Here is a 15,912-nt window from a genome sequence, read left to right as displayed (position 1 = left end):
TACCGGCCCGGTACGCCGGTCCGGCGCCGTCCTGCCGATGCCTTTGCGCCCGGCCGGGGGGATCTCATGCCGCGGGCACCGGCTGCTGTGTCGTGAACTTCGCGCGGAGGGTGGCGCTGTAACGGCGCAGGAGCAGGATGGCGGTGGCGGCGAGGCCGGTGAGCAGGCCGAGCCAGATGCCGAGCGTGTGGAGGCCCGCGGTGTAGCCCAGGAGCCAGGCGGCGGGGAGGCCGATGGCCCAGTAGCCGATGAGGGTGATGCGGAAGCCGCTCTTGGTGTCGTCGAGGCCGCGCAGCAGGCCGACGCCGATGTTCTGTGCGCAGTCGAAGAACTGCAGCACCATGATCACCAGGAGGAGGTGGGTGGCGATCGAGACTGCCTGCGCGTCGTGGGCGCTGCTGGTGTCGAAGAAGGGGCTGAGCACGAGGTCGGGCAGCGTGACGTAGACGATGCCGACGACAACCATGACGGCACCGGCGCAGGCCAGGGCGGTGTTCTTGATACGCAGGGCGGCTTCGGGCCGGTCGAGGGCGAGTTCGCGGCTGACGTTGAGGGACGCGGCGTGCGAGAGGCCGACGGCGACCTGGAAGACGATGTAGACGAGTTGGTTGACGGCGGTGTGCGCGGCCAGGGCAGCGCTGCCGAAGGAGCCGGCCATCAGGGCCGTGACGGAGAAGAAGCCGGCTTCGGAGCCGTAGGTCGCCGCGATGGGTATGCCGAGCTGGACCAGGCGTCGGACGGCGGTGCGGTCGGCCTTGGTGACGTTGAGGCTGAGGAGGGGGCCGAGGACCGGGTCCTTCTTTGCCGACAGGTAGAGGGCGAGGAAGGACAGCAGATAGACCAGGGAGGTCGCCACGCCGACGCCGGGCAGACCCAGCTTCGGCAGGCCCCAGGTGCCGTGGATGAGTGCCCAGTTGATGCCGGCATTGACGGCGACGGAGGCGACGGTGATCTGCAGCAGTGCCTGCGGGCGGCGCATGCCGACGGTGAACTGGCGGATGGCCTGGAACCAGAGGCAGGGCAGCAGGCCGGGGGCGAGGGCCAGCAGCATGGTCTGTGCACGGTCGACGATGTCGGCCTGCTGGCCCAGGAAGGTCAGGGCCTGGCCGATGAGGAGCATGAGCACGGCTCCGGCGATGCCGGCGAGGGTGGCCACGGCGAGGCCGGCGCGGACAATCGTGCGCACCTCGTGGTCGCTGTCCTGCTCGGCGCCGTCCGGCGCCTCGTTCTCCCGGGTTCCTTCGGCGCGTGCGGAGGCGGCGGCTATCTGGTTGCCGACGGAGGTGACCAGCCCGACGCCCATGGTGCGCAGCTGGTTGAAGAGGACGATGGCCAGCCCGCCCGCCGCGAGGTCGGCCGTGCCGAGCATGCCCATCATCACGGTGTCGGTGGTGGTCAGCGCCACTTGCGCGAGCTGTGTGAGGACGAGGGGGACGGCGAGGGTGGCCAGGGCGCGACTGTCGCGGAGGAGGGTGGTCAGTGGCATGGCGGCTATCAAATCCTGCGGAGTTTGGTGATCTTCTCGTCGATCTCGCGCTCGATGGCGGGGTCGATGAGGTTGCGGGCGTTCATCCAGTCGTCGTTGAAGACGGTGTCCATGTACTTCTCGCCGCCGTCGTTGACCAGGGCGACCATAGTGGTGCCCGGCGGGAGGGACGGCAGCCGGGTCAGGGCCTCGTGGACGACGCCGCCGGCCGAACCGCCGATCAGCAGACCCGTGCGGGCCACCGCGCGAGCGGTGGCGAAGGCCTCGACATCGCCGACCTTGACGCCTTCGTCGATCAGGCCGAAGTCGACGAGCGCACCGATCTCGGCGCCTTCGGGGGTGCCGGTTCCCGACTGGTAGTAGTCGTGGGCCGGGCCGCCGAAGGCGATGGAGCCCTTGGGCTCGACGCCGATGGTGGTGACATCGGGGAGGAGTTTGCGCAGTTCGCGGGTGGTGCCGCAGAGGGCGCCGCCGGTTCCGACCGCGCCGATGAGGACGTCGATGTCGCCGCCGAGGGCCTGGTGGAGTTCATGGGCGACGGGGAAGTAACCGACGCCGTTGGCGGGGTTGTTGTGCTGCTCGGTGAAGAAGGTGTTGTCCTGGCCGCGGGCCATGTCCTCGGCGAGCTCCTCGCGGGCGGCGGTCGCCAGTTCCTCGGTGCCGTCGTCGACGACGTAGACGAGTTCGGTGCCCAGGGCCTTCATGCCGCGCAGTTTGTCGGCGGCGGCGTGGTTGTCGACGACGGCGGTGAAGGTGTAGCCGCGCTCGGCCGCGATGACGGCCAGGCCCAGTCCGGTGTTGCCGGAGGTGGATTCGATGATGCGGCCGCCGGGCCGCAGTTCGCCGGCTTCCTCGGCGGCGTCGACCATGGCGCGGGCCATGCGGATCTTGGCGGTGCCGGTGGGGTTGTACATCTCCAGTTTGAGCAGGAGGCGGCTGCCGGTTTCGGTACGGCAGAGCTCCAGCAGCGGGGTGTAGCCGATGAGGTCGGATATGCGGGAGACCACGGCGGGGCGCGCGAGGGCCTCGTTCATGGGCAAGCTCCTGGGCGGGTCGAAGGGTCAGCAGGCGGGCCGGCGGTCAAGGCGCCAGCGCGGGCGGTCGCCCAGACGGTCCAGCACGACCTTGGGCGGCAACGGCAGGTCGTGGAAGGGGGATTCGTTGGAGTCCATCTGGTAGCCGGCGGTGTTCGGGTAGACCAGCAGATCGCCGACGCGGGGGCGGGCGGGGAAGGGCACCTTGCGCCAGGTGACCATGTCCGACTCCAGACAGGACGCGCCCCCCACACAGGCGGGGTGCACCTCACTGCCGTGCACACGACCGGACGGTGTCACCAGGTGTGGGTCGGGGAGGTATTCGCTGTTGAACCACTGCTCGGACAGGCTGAGGCTGGTGCCGTCGACGGTGACGATCCGGTAGCCGTCGCGTTCCTTGACGCCCTGGACGCAGAAGACGGATGCGCCCGCTCCGTCCAGCAGGGCGCGGCCGGGCTCCATCATCAGCAGTGTGCCGGTTTCCCTGAGCCGCGTGGCCAGGGTGGCCTGTCCCCCTTCGGGGACGGTGGCCAGGATGGTGCGCAGTGCGCCGGCTCCGGCCACGGGGGAGTGGTAGGGGTAGAAGTCGCCGCTCTGGAACGCCTTGCGGGCGTGGTAGTGCTCGGGGCGCTGGCCGGCGAGGAAGGCGTGCCAGTGGCCGGCGGAGCTGTAGTCGACCGCGAAGCCGCCGCCGATGCTGATCCGGTCGGCCTGCAGCCCCAGCACCCGGGCCTTCAGGCACAGGTCGACGAGTTCGCCGGCGAGGTCGGCGCGCGGCTGGGTGGCGTAGCCGGAAAGATGGAAGCTGAAGCCCTCCATCCGTACGGCGTCCCCGGCGCGCACACACCGGTCCAGCGCGGTCTCGGTCTCGGCGGCGGTCAGCCCGAAGCGGCTGTGGGGCTGGGCGGGCGGCAGCCGGCGCAGCAGCACCCGGGCCGGGTGTACCGCGCCGGTCAGCGCGAGGGTGACCAGCAGGTCGAGTTCGTCCAGCGCGTCCACGGCGATCAGACAGCCCTGGAGGAGTGCCAGGCGCAGCAGTTCGTCGCTCTTGGCGGGGCCGGTGACGACGAGGTTCTCGCCGCGCACCCCGTGTCCGAGGGCTTCGCGCAGTTCCCCGGCGCTGGCCACGTCGACGCCGGCCTGGCGGGCTGCGCAGCGTTCCATCCATACGGCTGCCTTGTTGGCCTTCTTCGCGTAGTACACCCGCCCCTCCACACCGGCGTCGCTCAGCGCGGTGCGGAAGGCGGCGAGGTTGGCGTCGAAGCGTTGCGGCAGCAGGAAGTGGAAGGGGCCGCCGAAGGCGTAGGACAGCTCGTGCAGCAGACCGCTGTCCAGTACACGGTCGGTGTCCGGGTCGGGGTGGGCGGGGAGGGTCGGCACGTCGGTGGCCGGGAGGCCGGTCACTGCCACAGCGGCACCTGCACTCCCAGGCCCTGGTCGAGGGCGAGTTGGGCGAAGCGGTGACCGAGCGCGATGTCGGTGACGACGAGTCCGCTGTTGTAGGCGAAGATTCGTTCCTTCGCCGACCGGCGGCCCGCGGTGATACCGGCGATGACGGGCGGGAACTCGGTGTCGACGGCGGGGAAGTTGCCTTCCTCGTCGGCCATGTCGGTGCCGGTGACCTTCATCTGTGCCTCGCTGGTGGCCACGACCCGGTCGGCGCGATGAAGGGTGGAGGGGGCCAGCCCGTGGCCCACGAGGAGGGAGAGCGCGCCGGGCTTGAGCCAGCCCGCCTCCACCGCCGCCGGGGTGTGGCCGCCGGCGGTGGCGACGATGATGTCGGCATCCGACGCGGCTGCCCGCAGATCGGTGACCAGCTCCACGTCCCGCTCGGGGAAGTGGGTGCGCAACTCCTCGCGTACCGCGGCGATTCCCTCGGGATGGGTGCCGAAGAGCAGCAGACGGTCGAGGTCCGGCAGGGTCGTCAGCAGGAAGGGGAGCGCCAGGCGGCCCTGGGTCCCGGTGCCGATGACCAGGGCGCTGCGGGCGCCGGGCCGGGCGCATTCGCGGGCGAGCAGGGCGGAGACGGCCGGGGTGCGCAGCGAGCCGATGCGGCCGCAGTCCATCATCGCGACGGGCAGGCCGGTCACGTCGTCGTAGAGGGTGAGCGCGGTGTAGTAGTGCTGCTCCTCGCGGCCCTTGTCGAGACCGTGCTTGTACGAGGTCTTGATCGCGACGACGTTGCGGGTGCCGTCCCGGCCGAGCATCGCGTAGGAGACCGAGTGCCCGTCCTCGGGCTTGACGGTGAGCTTGCGGGGGTTGTCCGACTTCCCGGCATGGAGGGTGCGGTAGGCGCCTTCGACGGTGGCGACGACATCGGCCAGGGAGATGTCGATCCCGGCGAGATCTGACGTCGACAGGACACGCAGCGTCTTGTCGTCGGCGGGTATGGAGTGGGCTGCGTCGGCCACGGTGGTCTCGGTCATTTCGTCCTCGGCGGTGGTGGGGGCGGTCAGGCGGCGTGGGCTTCGATGGCGGCCTGACCGTAGCCGTGCTCGTCCTGTTCGGCCAGGGGGCGTGTGCGGCGCGCGGGGACACGGACGGAGGCACGCTTGAGCCACCGGTCGGTGCCGTCGTATCGGGCCCGGAAGGGCACGCGGCCGTGGACGACGAGGTCGTTGTCGACGATCAGCACCTCGCCGGGGCTCAGGCTCACGGCGCCCGAGACGCGGGCGAGTTCGGCCTCCAGCCGCTCGTAGGCGGCCCGGTGGGCGGGGGAGGCGTCGTCGAGCGGTGTGTAGGCGGGGTCGAAGCGGAGCGTGAGTCCGTCCGCGGCGTGGAAGAGGGTGGGGACGCCGGCCGGCTCGCCCCCCTCGAAGCCCTGCGCTTCGGTGTAGGCGTCATCGGGGAGGATCGGCAGCCGCGGCCGGGTCAGCAGGGCGATGTCGGCCTCGTCGAGCCGGACGTTGCGGATGCTGGCCGCGGTGGTGGCGATGTTGTCGTGATTGCGCATGCAGCCGAGCATCAGCAGATGGGCGCGTCCGGGGTGGAAGGCGTCCTCGGTGTGCGGGCTGAGCAGGACGGTGCTGCTGGCGCCGGTCTGCTCGGTCTCATGGCCGGGGGCGGGGACGATGTTGTGCACGAAGCGGCCGTCCTGCTGGCCCTCCCAGGCAATGGGGTTGCCCATGACGGTGGCGAGCAGCAGCAGGACGAGGTCGTGGACGGCGGCGCTGTCACCGGCGGTGGCCCAGCCGGCGGGCGTGGGGCCTATCTCGGTGTCGTCGACCTCCAGGCCGCGCAGGACGAACAGGCCGTCGTCGGTGTCGACGGGGCGCAGCTCGTGGCGGATCGGCTCGCTCAGGCCGCCGGCGATTTCGGCGACGCGGGCGAGGAGTCCGGGGGAGGTGGCGGAGGTGCCGAATTCGGCGAGGATCTTCTCGGCGGCCTGACGCAGTTCGCCCACGCTGGTGGCATCGAGCTGACGGACGGGTGCGGCTCCCGTGCTCATGTCGAGGTAATCCGTTTCCATTGAAGGCGGGGTGAGGTCCGGTGCGGCGCTGCGCATCCACGGCGCGGCACGCTCAACGGACAAGCACGGGGTCATGGCGGGGTGTTGCTCCGTGCCGGTGTCCGGCGGACGATGATGAAGGTACCTGCGACTCTTAGGTAAGGCAAACCTAACTAATTTTTCGAACCGTGTGTCCGGCTTCAGGGAACTCCGCCCTGTAAAGGGCTGGTTGACGTCGAACGGTTGAGGTGCCCGGCGCCGCGCGCCCTTGCGGAATCGGTTTCCATTAGGGTAGGCAAACCTAAGCATCCGGAACCGAGTGGAGCGAGGCAACGTGAACGTCAACAGGCGACAGGTGCTGTGGGCCGGCGGCGGCATAGGCGCGGCCGCGCTGCTGGCCGCCTGCGGAGGCGGCAATGACGCGGCCTCCTCCGGATCCGGCGGGAAGCCGAGAAAGGGCGGCACTCTCCGTATCGGTGCGCTCGGCCGCTCCTCGGCCATCACCCGTGACCCGCACGGCAACCAGGGCAACGAGAGCGACTACCTCATCATCGCCCTCGTCTACGACACCCTCACCGCACCGGGCCTCAAGGACAACACCGTCGGGCGCCTCGCCTCCTCCTGGAAGCCGTCGAAGGACCTCAAGACCTGGCGCTTCACCCTCGCCAAGGGCGCGGTCTTCCACGACGGCACCCCGGTGACCGCGGATGACGTGGTCTGGTCGCTGCGCCGCCTGCGCAACACCCCCGCGGGAGCGGCCCGTCTGCCCGGCATCAAGGCTGCGAACATCACCGCCGAGGGCAAGGACACCGTCGTCCTCGTCTCCGACTTCGCCAACGCCGAACTGCCCATGCTCACCCGCCTGTCGACCTTCATCCTCAAGAAGGACACCCCCGACAAGGCCATCGCCAAGGCACCCGGCACCGGCCCCTTCAAGCTCGACTGGTACCGCGGCGGCAATGCCCGTCTGCTGCGCAACGAGCACTGGCACGGCGGCCCGGTCCACCTCGACGCCATCGAGGTGACCATGTTCGAAAGCCCCCAGGCGATGGCGAACGCCATGATGTCCGGTCAGATCGACGTCGCCTCCAACGCCGGAGCCGTCGCCGCCCGGACCGCGGAGGCCCGTCAGGACATCCAGGTCATCCGGCGCCCCAACGACATGGCCATGCCGATCGTGATGCGTACCTCCAGCGGACCGTTCGCCGACCCCGGCGTCCGTGAGGCGATGAAGCTCGTCGTGGACCGCAAGGCGATGATCAAGCAGGTCCTGTCCGGGTACGGCACCGTCGCCAACGACATCCTGGGCACCGCCGACCCCGACTACGCCAAGGGCATCCCGCAGCGCCACCGCGACCTGACCAAGGCCAAGAAGCTGCTCAAGGAAGCCAAGTTCGACTTCTCCCGGACCTACGAGCTGGTCACCACCGAGGACATCTCCGGGCTCGCCGAGTCCGCGACGCTGTTCGCCTCCCAGGCCCGCGAGGCCGGCATCAAGGTCAAGGTCGTCAAACAGGAGTCCGGCACCTTCTACCAGAAGACCTGGCTCAAGGGTGACTTCTACACCAACTACTGGGGCACCAACGACTCCGTGGTCTTCTTCGCGTCCAAGACCATGACCACCGGAGCCGGCCAGAACGAAGCCGACTGGTCCGACAAGGACTTCGACGCCGCCTACCACAAGGTCATCGCCACCGCCGACCCCAAGGCCCGCGCCGCCGCCCTGCGCGACCTGCAGCAGATCGAGTACGACAAGTCCGGCTACCTGCTGTGGGGCATGGCCGACGGCATCGACCTGGCCGCGCCCAAGGTCCATGGCCTGCCCAGGCTTCCCGGCTACGGCCGCGTCCAGCTCGAAAACGTCTGGCTGGCCCGGTGACCGGCACCACCGCGCCTTCGGCCGAGGCCGCCACGCAGCCCGTGGCGGCCTCGGCCGCGCACCACGTCGGCAGGGCGGCATTGCGGCTCGCCACGGTGCTGGGCAAACGCCTGCTGATGCTGGTGGTGCTGCTCGCCGTGGTGTTCGCCGCGATCGAACTGCTGCCCGGCGACGCGGCCTCGGCCACCTCCGAACGCGGCGAGGGCGCCGCCGGTATCGCCGCCCGCCGGCATCTGCTCGGGCTGGACCGGCCGGTGTGGGAACGCTTCTGGGACTGGATCACCGCCCTGCCCACCGGCGACCTCGGCACCTCCGCCCGCGGCGAACGCGTCAGCGACCTGCTTGCCGCCCCGCTGCCCAACACCATCGTGCTGGGGACCACCGCCTTCGTCCTCACCGTCCTCGCGGCCCTCGCCCTCGGGGTCTGGGCCGCCGCCCGCCCCCGCGGCGTCGTCGACCGCGTGGTGGACCTCACCTCCACCGCCGCCTTCGCCCTGCCCGAATTCGTGGTCTCCATCGGCCTGTTGCTGGTGCTGTCCCTGTGGACCGGCTGGCTGCCGGCCGCCACCGTCACCGGCGGGGACGGCGCTCCGGCGACCTGGACCATGCTCGTCATGCCGGTGCTGGCCCTCACCGTCCCGCAGACCGGCTGGAACACCCGTATCGTCCGCGCCGCCCTCGCCGACCAGGCCGCGACCCCGCACGTGGAGGCCGCCGTCCTCGACGGGCTGTCCACCCGGCGCGTCCTGCTGCGCCACGCCCTGCCGGGTGCCTGGCCGGCCATCGCCACCGGCATGGCCACCTCCACCGGCATGCTGCTCGGCGGCACCGTCGTCGTGGAAACCCTCTTCAACTACCCGGGCATCGGCACGGTGCTGGCCGGTGCCGTCGCCGACCGCGACACCCCCGTCATCGCCGCCGTCGTCGCCTGCGCGGCCGCCTTGATCACCGTCATCCTCCTCCTGGCCGACCTCGTCCGGGCCCGCACCCTGGGAGGCCGCCCATGACCGCCGCCACCGCAGTCCCCGAGCAGCGGGCCGCGCGCCGCCGCCGGCCACGGACCCTGCTGCCCGTCCTCCCCGCCGTCCTGCTCGTTCTCGCAGCGGTCCTGGGACCGCTGCTGGCCGCGCACCCCGTCGACAAGCCCGTCACCGCTCCCTACGGCGCGGCGGGCACGGACGCGGCCCTGGGCGGCGACCAACTCGGCCGCGATGTCCTCAGCCGTCTGCTGCACGGCGGCAGCGCACTGATCGGCAGCGCGCTGATCGTGGCCGTCGTCGTCACGCTCCTGGCCACGCTCCTGGGATGCTTCGCCGTCCTCAGCCCCCGGCTCGGACGCCTCGTCGAACGCACCGCGGACACCGCCATCCTGCTGCCCCCGGTCCTGGGCATCATGCTCCTCGCACTGGCCTGGCCCGGTGGCGGGCGGCTCGCGATCACCCTGGCCGCCATCGTCCTGGGCACCCCGTACGCGGTGCGGATCGTCGCCGGCGCGGCCGCGCCGCTGGCCACCAGCGGATTCATCGAAGCGGCCGCCGCGAGCGGCGAACGCCTCGGGCATCTGGCGCTGCGGGAGATCCTGCCCAACCTCCGCGCCACCGTCCTGGCGCTGTTCGGCCTGCGCTTCGTCGACGCCGTCTACGTCATCTCCATGGCCGGCTTCCTCCAGCTCGGCCCCCAACCACCCGAAGCGGACTGGGCACTGATGATCCGCGAGAACGGCCCCGGCATCCTCCTCAACCCCTGGGCCGTCGTCGCCCCCGGCCTCGCCATCGGCCTGCTCGCCATCAGTGTCAACCTCGCCGCCAACGCGCTGGCGCCCGCCACCGCCCGGAGGGCCGCCCTGCGATGACCACCACCGGCCGCCCCGCGCCCACACCTCAGGACACCTCCTTGGCCACGACCGACACCCCGCCGCCCGTCACGGTCACCGACCTCGCCATCGGCCTCCCGGACGGCCCGCCCCTGCTGCCGACCATCAGCCTCGGCCTGCGGACCGGTGAGATCACCGCGCTCACCGGCCCCTCGGGCTCCGGCAAGACCACCCTGCTCCGCGCCCTCGTCGGAGCCCTCCCGCCGGGAGCCCGTGTCACCTCCGGCTCCGTCGAGGTTCTCGGCCAGGACGTCTTCACCCTCGCACCCGCCGCCCTGCGGTCCCTGCGCCGCCACCGCATCGCCTACGTCGGGCAGGACCCCGGCTCCGCCCTCAACCCCCGGATGACCGCCGGGCAGCTGATCGCCGAAGTCGCCACCGACCCCACGCCGCGGGCCGTCGCCGCGCTGCTGACCGAGTGCCGACTGCCCGACGATCTCGCCCACCACCGCCCCGGGGCACTGTCCGGCGGGCAGCAACGGCGGCTCGCGCTGGCCCGTGCCCTGGCCCGGCGCCCCGATGTGCTCCTGCTGGACGAGCCCACCGCCGGCCTCGACCCGGCCTTGCGCGACGAGATCGTCGCCCTGCTGCGCCGGCTCGCCACGCACCGCGGCATCGCCGTCGTCCTGGCCTGCCACGACCCCCACGTCGTCGAGGCCTGCGCGGACACCGTCATCAGCCTGCACGCCGCCGTCACGACCCAGGCGGTCCCCGCTGCCCCGCTCCGGAAGGCCGGCCACCCTCCCCGCACCCCCGGCACCCCGCCCGCGGCCGGGGACGGCCTGCGCGCCGCGGGGCTGCGGGTCGCCTTCACCCACAAAGGCCACACCCACCAGGCCCTGAAGGAGGCGGACTTCCACGCCCCGCCCGGTTCGGCCACCGGCCTCATCGGCGCTTCCGGATCCGGCAAGACCACTCTCCTGCGGACCCTGGCCGGCCTCCAGAAACCCGATGCCGGCACCCTCACCTGGAACGGGCAGCCGCTGTCCGCCCATGCCCGCAGGCGCAACCGCGACCAGCAACGGCGCATCCAGCTCATCCCGCAAAACCCGCTGGGCGCCCTCAACCCCGCCCGCACCATCGGCGCGTCCCTCACCCGCCCCCTGCAACTCCACCGCACCGTCAGCAGGTCCGAGATGCCGGCCCGGGTCGGCGAACTCCTCGACGACGTCGGCCTCCCCGGCGACTTCGCCGGCCGCTACCCCCATGAGCTGTCCGGTGGCCAGCGCCAACGCGCCTCCATCGCCCGCGCCCTGGCCACCGAGCCCGACCTGCTGCTCTGCGACGAGGTCACCTCGGCGCTCGACCCGGCGACGGCCACCGCCGTCATGGAACTCCTCACCCGACTGCGCGCCGAACGCCGGCTGGCCCTCGTCCTCGTCAGCCACGAACTCGACCTCGTCACCGCCTACACCGACAGCCTCCACCTGCTCCGCGAAGGACACGTACACCTGGCGGGCGCCGGCGATCGCAGAGCCGCCCAGCGGGTGTGACGGAGCCGCGCCGCGAGCCGGAGGAGCGGTCAACCCACGGGAATCGGGAGCGGTCAACCCACGGGAAGGGAGAGGTCAGCCCGCGGGAAGCGTGACGGTGAAGCGTGCGCCGGGCCCGCCGTCGGCCAGGGTGATGTCGCCGCCTGCCGCGCGGGCCAGGCGCCGGGCGAGCGCCAGACCGAGCCCCGCGCCGTCGTGGCCGTCCTCGGGCCGCGCACGACGGCCGGGTTCGAAGAGCGAGCCGATGAACTCCTCGGGCACACCGGGCCCGTCGTCGCTGACCTGCACCGTGACCGCACCGCCCGCCGCCGTACAGCTGAGGGTGATCGAGTGCTCGGCGTACCGCAGGGCGTTGTCCAGCAGCGGCATCAGGATCCGCTCGGCGACGGTGGGCGAGACACCGATGTCCACCGCCTCGCCGACCACACCGACCGCGGGGGCACCGGGGTGCGCGGTGGCGAGGCGCGCGGCCAGTTGGTGCGCCAGGTCGGGGAACCGGCAGCGCCCGGGGGTCTGCGAGCTGCGGGTACGGACCTCGGAGAGCAGGGTGTCGCAGATCTGCTGCATGGTGGCGGCGGCGCCCGCGATGGCCTCGTGGGAGGCCGCCTGTTCGTCCGCACCGCGCGGACGGCTGGTCAGCCAGTCGGCTTCCGCGGTGATCCGCGCCAGCGGCGTCCGCAGCTCGTGGGACAGTTCGGCGGCCTGCTGCTGCTCATGACGCAACACGGCCGCGAGCCGGTCCAGCAGGGCGTCGAGACTGGCCGCGAAGGAAGCGAGCTCGGCGGGGCGGCCGACGGCCCCAAAACGCTCCGGCGCTCCCGCCGCGCTCCACCGCGCGGCCTGGTCACTCATTGCGGCGACGGGCCGCAGGGCCCGGCGCACCACGAGCCGGGTCAGCAGATAGACGGTGCCCAGCAGCAGCACCGCCAGCGCGATGGATCCGGCCAAGGCGGCCTCGGCCGTACTGCGATACGGGTCGAGGTTCACGGACGAGACCACGGTGCCCGCCTGCCGGCGGCCGTCGGGGGCCTTGACCGGGAAGGCATAGAGCCGGGTCGCACCGGGCCCGCCGGTCTCGGCGAACGCCTCGCCGTGGCCCGCCAGCCGATCCGCCTGCCGTTGCAGACCGGCAGGCACACCGGGCGGCTTCTCGATCGCGCGAGCGCCCTGGAAGATCCACACACCGGTGTCCAGCGCCTGGTCCTGCGCGGGCTCATGGACGACCAGCCGCCCGTCGGGCCGTGCCTCCACGGTGCCCGCCACCGCCTCCGCCCGGGTGCGCAGCACATCGTCGGCCTGCTCGTGCAGCCGCTTGTCGAGGGCCAGATTGAACACCGCCGTCAGCACGGCGACCCACAGCGCGCCGGTGGCCAGCGCCATCAGCGCCAGCCGGCCGCGCAGAGTGCGGGGGGCGGGGAAGCGTTGCGCGAAGAGGCGATTCATGAGAAGCGGTAGCCGACGCCGCGCGTGGTGCTGATGCCGTGCGGGCTGTCCGCCTCGCGCAGCTTGCGCCGCAGCCGCGCCAGATACTGGTCCAGGGTGTTGTCACTGACCTGCGCCCCCTCCGGCCAGCCCGCCCGCACCAGCGCCTTGCGCCGTACCACGGCCCCCGGGTCCGCCATGAGACAGGCCAGCAGGCGGAACTCCGTAGGGGTCAGCGGGACCGCCAGGCCGTGCACCGTCAGCTCGTGCCGTACCGGGTCCAGACGCAGCGCGCCGGCGCTGTCGGCGAGTGTGTTGTCGCTGCCCCCGCGGCGCAGGACCGCCCGGATCCGGGCCGCCAGCTCACTCAGATGGAACGGTTTGGGAAGGTAGTCGTCGCCGCCCGAGGCGAAGCCGGCGAGCCGGTCGGTGAGATTGCCGCGAGCGGTCAGGAAGATCACCGGGGCCGTGATGCCCGCGCCGCGCATCGCCTGGCAGACATCCCGCCCGTCGGAGTCCGGCAGCCCGATATCGAGCACCACCGCATCCACCGCCGCATCGACGCTGCGCAGTGCCGCGGCACCGTCAGCGGCCGTCACGACGTCGAATTCCTCCTCGCGCAGGCCGCGCGCGAGGACATCGCGCAGGCCGTGGTCGTCCTCGACGATCAGAATGCGGGCAGCGGTCACCCCGCCAGTATTACCCCGGCCCGCCCCGCTCCCGTGAACGAGGACGGGGGCACCGGGGGACGCGTTCAGGTTCCGTTCAGGTCCGGCCCGGCCTCGCGCGGTGGTGCTCCGGGGCTGCGCCGGTCAGAATCGCGGTCGCGACAACCTCGAAGAGGCGACCGGCGCGTGGCGCGAGCGAGGGTTGATCGCCGAGCCAGGCGAGCATGGCTATCAGCGCAAACACATCGGCGCCATCGATATCGCTCCGCGCCGTGCCCGCGGCCTGGGCACGGGTGAGGAGCCGCGCACCGGCTGCGCGCAGGGCGACGCACGAAGCGTGGAGAGCGGATTCGGTGTCCTCGATGGCGGCTGCCATCAGCACGGTCACGCCCCGATATTCGGTTGTCCACGCGACGCCCTCGCGTAGCCACGAAACAAGAGCGTCTTCGGGCGAGCTCGACGTCTCGAGCTCGCCTGCCTTTACCGTCAGTTCGTCGAAGCTCGTGCGGAGCAGGGCATCGAGCAGCGCCTCGCGCGTCGGGAAGTGCCGCAGCAGCGTCGCCAGCCCGACATCGGCCCTGCGCGCGATGTCGCGCAGTGACACGTCGACGCCTTGCTCGGTGATGGCAGTGCCCGCTACTGCGAGCAGGTGGTCGCGGTTCTTCCTGGCGTCGGCCCGCATCTGTCCCTCTTGACTATCCGGTTCAGTGGTCCATATATTCGGATCAGTGGTCCACTTATGTGGATCGCTGATCCGAATAAGCGTATCCCGCAGCACGGGCAGGAGAAGATGATGCCGACACACACGATGAGGGCAGTCCGGCTCCATGAGCACGGCGGCCCTGAGGTTCTGCGGTACGACGAGGTGCCGATTCCCGGGCCGGGGCCGGGTGAGGTGCTCGTTCGCGTACACGCGGTCGGCATCAATCCCCCCGACTGGTACCTGCGCGACGGCATGTCCAACCTGCCTCCGGAGACGAGGCCGAAGTTCGACTTGCCCGTGATTCCGGGGACGGACCTGTCGGGCGTCGTCGAGGCTGTCGCCGCGGATGTGGACGGCTTCTCCGTCGGCGATGAAGTCTTCGGTCTCCTTCGCTTCCCCAGCTTCGATGGCAGCACATATGCCGAGTACGTGGCCGCGCCCGCGTCGGACCTCGCACTCAAGCCGGCCGGCATCGATCACGTTCACGCCGCCGGGGCCCCCATGGCCGGGCTCACCGCGTGGCAGTTCCTGATCGAGCTCGGACATGATCACCCGTCGCCCTTCCAGGCGGCGCAGCATCGCCCGGTGCCACTCGACGCCCACGCGACGGTGCTCATCAACGGTGCCGCGGGTGGGGTGGGACACTTCGCGCTACAGCTGGCGAAGTGGAAGGGCGCACGTGTCATCGCGGTGGCATCGGGCGCGCATGAATCGTTCCTGCGCGAGCTCGGCGCCGACCAGTTCATCGACTACACCAAGAGTCGCCCCGAGGAACTCGTACACGACGTCGACCTCGTTCTCGACGCCGTCGGCGGCCCCGACAGCAAGCGCTTGCTGCGCACGCTCAAGCGCGGCGGCTCCCAGTTCCCCGTATTCTTCGGCGAATTCGACGAAGAAGAGACCGCCAAGCTGGATGTCACGGTCACGGGCACCCAGGTCCGCTCGAACGGCGCGCAGCTCGCCGAACTGGGACGCTTGCTCGATGCGGGCACGGTCCGCGTCGCGATCGACAGCACGTTTACGCTCGCGGACGCCCAAGCAGCGCACGAACGCGCCGCCCGTGGGCACATCCAGGGCAAGATCGTACTCACGGTCGCATAGGAACGAGTCGTTTCACCCACGCGTCCGGCGCTCGTCCTCGGGGTACCGGTGGCCATCGAGACGCTGCGCGGGACGCGCCCGAACGGGCGCCGCTCGCCCCCGGGGCATCGGACGCGGCGATCAGCACCGCCTCACGTGCCGGGCGCTGTCGCGGACGAGTTGCCCGGTCGGCGCACCGGCACGCTCCGTGATGCTCCTGTGCGTCAGGAGATCCTTCGGTGCCGGTATACGTCGGCCCGGGAGGGCGCAGTGCGCGTCGGAGCCCGGGTCACGGTGTGCCCGCCGCCGGGGAGGCGGCGGGCGGCGGCCACCGCAGGGAGGGCCCCGGCCGCGGTGCGGGCTCGCGGACAGGCAGGCCTACGTCCGCGGCTGTCCGCGCAGCAGCTCCTCCAGCAGCTTCTCGTCCTCGGCCCGCAGCTCGGAGACGAACCGGGCCAGGACCGCCGCGCGGTCGCCGCCCTGCTCCAGCAGGTCGTGCATACCGGCTGCGGCGTGTCCGGCCTCGTCGCGCACCGGGGAGTAGAGGTAGCCGCGACCGGCCCGCTCGCGGGCCACCAGCCCCTTGTCGTGGAGCCTGGACAGGATGGTCAGCACGGTGGTGTAGGCGGGGTCCCCGGTGACCTGTTCGCGTACGACGCCCGCGCCGGCCGGCTCGCCGACCGCCCAGAGTGCCGCCAGCACTTCGCCCTCCAGCTCGCCCCGCGCCCGCCGGCCCGCCGCCGGGCCCCCTTGCCTGCCCACGTTTCGCAGCCCTTCATCGTCCGGTGTGCCGACGTCTCGGCGGAGCGGCACCACTCCGCGTCGG

Annotated in this window: 14 protein-coding genes; 5 read left to right on the top strand and 9 right to left on the bottom strand. The window is 71.6% G+C overall.

Annotated features, from left to right (window positions below):
• Positions 1-64 precede the first annotated feature (64 nt).
• From ACWGJY_RS05830 to ACWGJY_RS05810, 5 genes are read right to left on the bottom strand one after another with little or no spacing between them, the layout of a single operon-like run.
• Positions 65-1,486: an MATE family efflux transporter gene (locus tag ACWGJY_RS05830; RefSeq protein WP_453259543.1), complete on the bottom strand. Its 1,422-nt coding sequence runs from the start codon at positions 1,484-1,486 to the stop codon at positions 65-67.
• Between the two features lie 8 nt (positions 1,487-1,494).
• A complete protein-coding gene (locus ACWGJY_RS05825) occupies positions 1,495-2,520 on the bottom strand; it encodes a cysteine synthase family protein (RefSeq protein ID WP_453259542.1) in 1,026 nt (341 codons plus the stop codon).
• Between the two features lie 27 nt (positions 2,521-2,547).
• Positions 2,548-3,930 carry a Y4yA family PLP-dependent enzyme gene (locus ACWGJY_RS05820; RefSeq protein ID WP_453259541.1) on the bottom strand — a complete coding sequence of 461 codons (1,383 nt, stop codon included), beginning with the start codon at positions 3,928-3,930 and terminating at the stop codon, positions 2,548-2,550.
• Positions 3,921-4,946: an ornithine cyclodeaminase family protein gene (locus ACWGJY_RS05815; RefSeq protein WP_453259540.1), complete on the bottom strand. Its 1,026-nt coding sequence runs from the start codon at positions 4,944-4,946 to the stop codon at positions 3,921-3,923. The genes ACWGJY_RS05820 and ACWGJY_RS05815 overlap by 10 nt, the downstream gene beginning before the upstream one ends.
• Positions 4,947-4,972: 26 nt before the next feature.
• Positions 4,973-5,989, bottom strand: coding sequence for a TauD/TfdA family dioxygenase (locus ACWGJY_RS05810; protein WP_453259539.1), 1,017 nt, complete (start codon positions 5,987-5,989; stop codon positions 4,973-4,975).
• Positions 5,990-6,302: 313 nt separating this feature from the next.
• Between ACWGJY_RS05810 and ACWGJY_RS05805 the strand changes: the two genes are divergently transcribed.
• From ACWGJY_RS05805 to ACWGJY_RS05790, 4 genes are read left to right on the top strand one after another with little or no spacing between them, the layout of a single operon-like run.
• The gene (locus tag ACWGJY_RS05805) at positions 6,303-7,847 is read left to right on the top strand and encodes an ABC transporter substrate-binding protein (RefSeq protein WP_453259538.1); all 1,545 of its coding nucleotides are present in this window, start codon (positions 6,303-6,305) and stop codon (positions 7,845-7,847) included.
• Positions 7,832-8,854, top strand: coding sequence for an ABC transporter permease (locus tag ACWGJY_RS05800; protein ID WP_453259549.1), 1,023 nt, complete (start codon positions 7,832-7,834; stop codon positions 8,852-8,854). Before ACWGJY_RS05805 ends, ACWGJY_RS05800 begins: the two co-directional genes overlap by 16 nt.
• Complete coding sequence (locus ACWGJY_RS05795; protein ID WP_453259537.1) at positions 8,851-9,699, top strand: ABC transporter permease; 849 nt, start codon at positions 8,851-8,853, stop codon at positions 9,697-9,699. Before ACWGJY_RS05800 ends, ACWGJY_RS05795 begins: the two co-directional genes overlap by 4 nt.
• A complete protein-coding gene (locus ACWGJY_RS05790; protein WP_453259536.1) occupies positions 9,696-11,213 on the top strand; it encodes an ABC transporter ATP-binding protein in 1,518 nt (505 codons plus the stop codon). The genes ACWGJY_RS05795 and ACWGJY_RS05790 overlap by 4 nt, the downstream gene beginning before the upstream one ends.
• A gap of 75 nt (positions 11,214-11,288) precedes the next feature.
• Here ACWGJY_RS05790 and ACWGJY_RS05785 read toward each other — a convergent pair whose 3' ends face one another.
• From ACWGJY_RS05785 to ACWGJY_RS05775, 3 genes are all read right to left on the bottom strand, one after another.
• Positions 11,289-12,656: an ATP-binding protein gene (locus tag ACWGJY_RS05785; protein ID WP_453259535.1), complete on the bottom strand. Its 1,368-nt coding sequence runs from the start codon at positions 12,654-12,656 to the stop codon at positions 11,289-11,291.
• Positions 12,653-13,324 carry a response regulator transcription factor gene (locus ACWGJY_RS05780; RefSeq protein WP_453259534.1) on the bottom strand — a complete coding sequence of 224 codons (672 nt, stop codon included), beginning with the start codon at positions 13,322-13,324 and terminating at the stop codon, positions 12,653-12,655. Before ACWGJY_RS05780 ends, ACWGJY_RS05785 begins: the two co-directional genes overlap by 4 nt.
• 76 nt (positions 13,325-13,400) lie before the next feature.
• Entirely contained in the window at positions 13,401-13,985 is a 585-nt protein-coding gene (locus ACWGJY_RS05775; protein ID WP_453259533.1) for a TetR/AcrR family transcriptional regulator, read from the bottom strand.
• 111 nt (positions 13,986-14,096) lie between these two features.
• Between ACWGJY_RS05775 and ACWGJY_RS05770 the strand changes: the two genes are divergently transcribed.
• Positions 14,097-15,107, top strand: coding sequence for an NADP-dependent oxidoreductase (locus tag ACWGJY_RS05770; protein WP_453259548.1), 1,011 nt, complete (start codon positions 14,097-14,099; stop codon positions 15,105-15,107).
• A gap of 357 nt (positions 15,108-15,464) precedes the next feature.
• Here the strand turns inward: ACWGJY_RS05770 and ACWGJY_RS05765 are convergent, their stop codons facing one another.
• Positions 15,465-15,848, bottom strand: a complete 384-nt coding sequence (locus ACWGJY_RS05765; RefSeq protein ID WP_453259532.1) for a BlaI/MecI/CopY family transcriptional regulator — start codon at positions 15,846-15,848, stop codon at positions 15,465-15,467.
• Positions 15,849-15,912 lie beyond the last annotated feature (64 nt).

It is taken from the genome of Streptomyces sp. NPDC054765 (assembly GCF_053612065.1).
This window is presented reverse-complemented; position numbering and strand designations above follow the sequence as displayed.

Bases quoted from the DNA above. Each gene is read 5' to 3' on its own strand.
- ACWGJY_RS05830 (WP_453259543.1), bottom strand. From the start codon at position 1,486: ATGCCACTGACCACCCTCCTCCGCGACAGTCGCGCCCTGGCCACCCTC.
- ACWGJY_RS05825 (WP_453259542.1), bottom strand. From the start codon at position 2,520: ATGAACGAGGCCCTCGCGCGCCCCGCCGTGGTCTCCCGCATATCCGAC.
- ACWGJY_RS05815 (WP_453259540.1), bottom strand. From the start codon at position 4,946: ATGACCGAGACCACCGTGGCCGACGCAGCCCACTCCATACCCGCCGAC.
- ACWGJY_RS05810 (WP_453259539.1), bottom strand. From the start codon at position 5,989: ATGGAAACGGATTACCTCGACATGAGCACGGGAGCCGCACCCGTCCGT.
- ACWGJY_RS05795 (WP_453259537.1), top strand. From the start codon at position 8,851: ATGACCGCCGCCACCGCAGTCCCCGAGCAGCGGGCCGCGCGCCGCCGC.
- ACWGJY_RS05790 (WP_453259536.1), top strand. From the start codon at position 9,696: ATGACCACCACCGGCCGCCCCGCGCCCACACCTCAGGACACCTCCTTG.
- ACWGJY_RS05785 (WP_453259535.1), bottom strand. From the start codon at position 12,656: ATGAATCGCCTCTTCGCGCAACGCTTCCCCGCCCCCCGCACTCTGCGC.
- ACWGJY_RS05775 (WP_453259533.1), bottom strand. From the start codon at position 13,985: ATGCGGGCCGACGCCAGGAAGAACCGCGACCACCTGCTCGCAGTAGCG.
- ACWGJY_RS05770 (WP_453259548.1), top strand. From the start codon at position 14,097: ATGCCGACACACACGATGAGGGCAGTCCGGCTCCATGAGCACGGCGGC.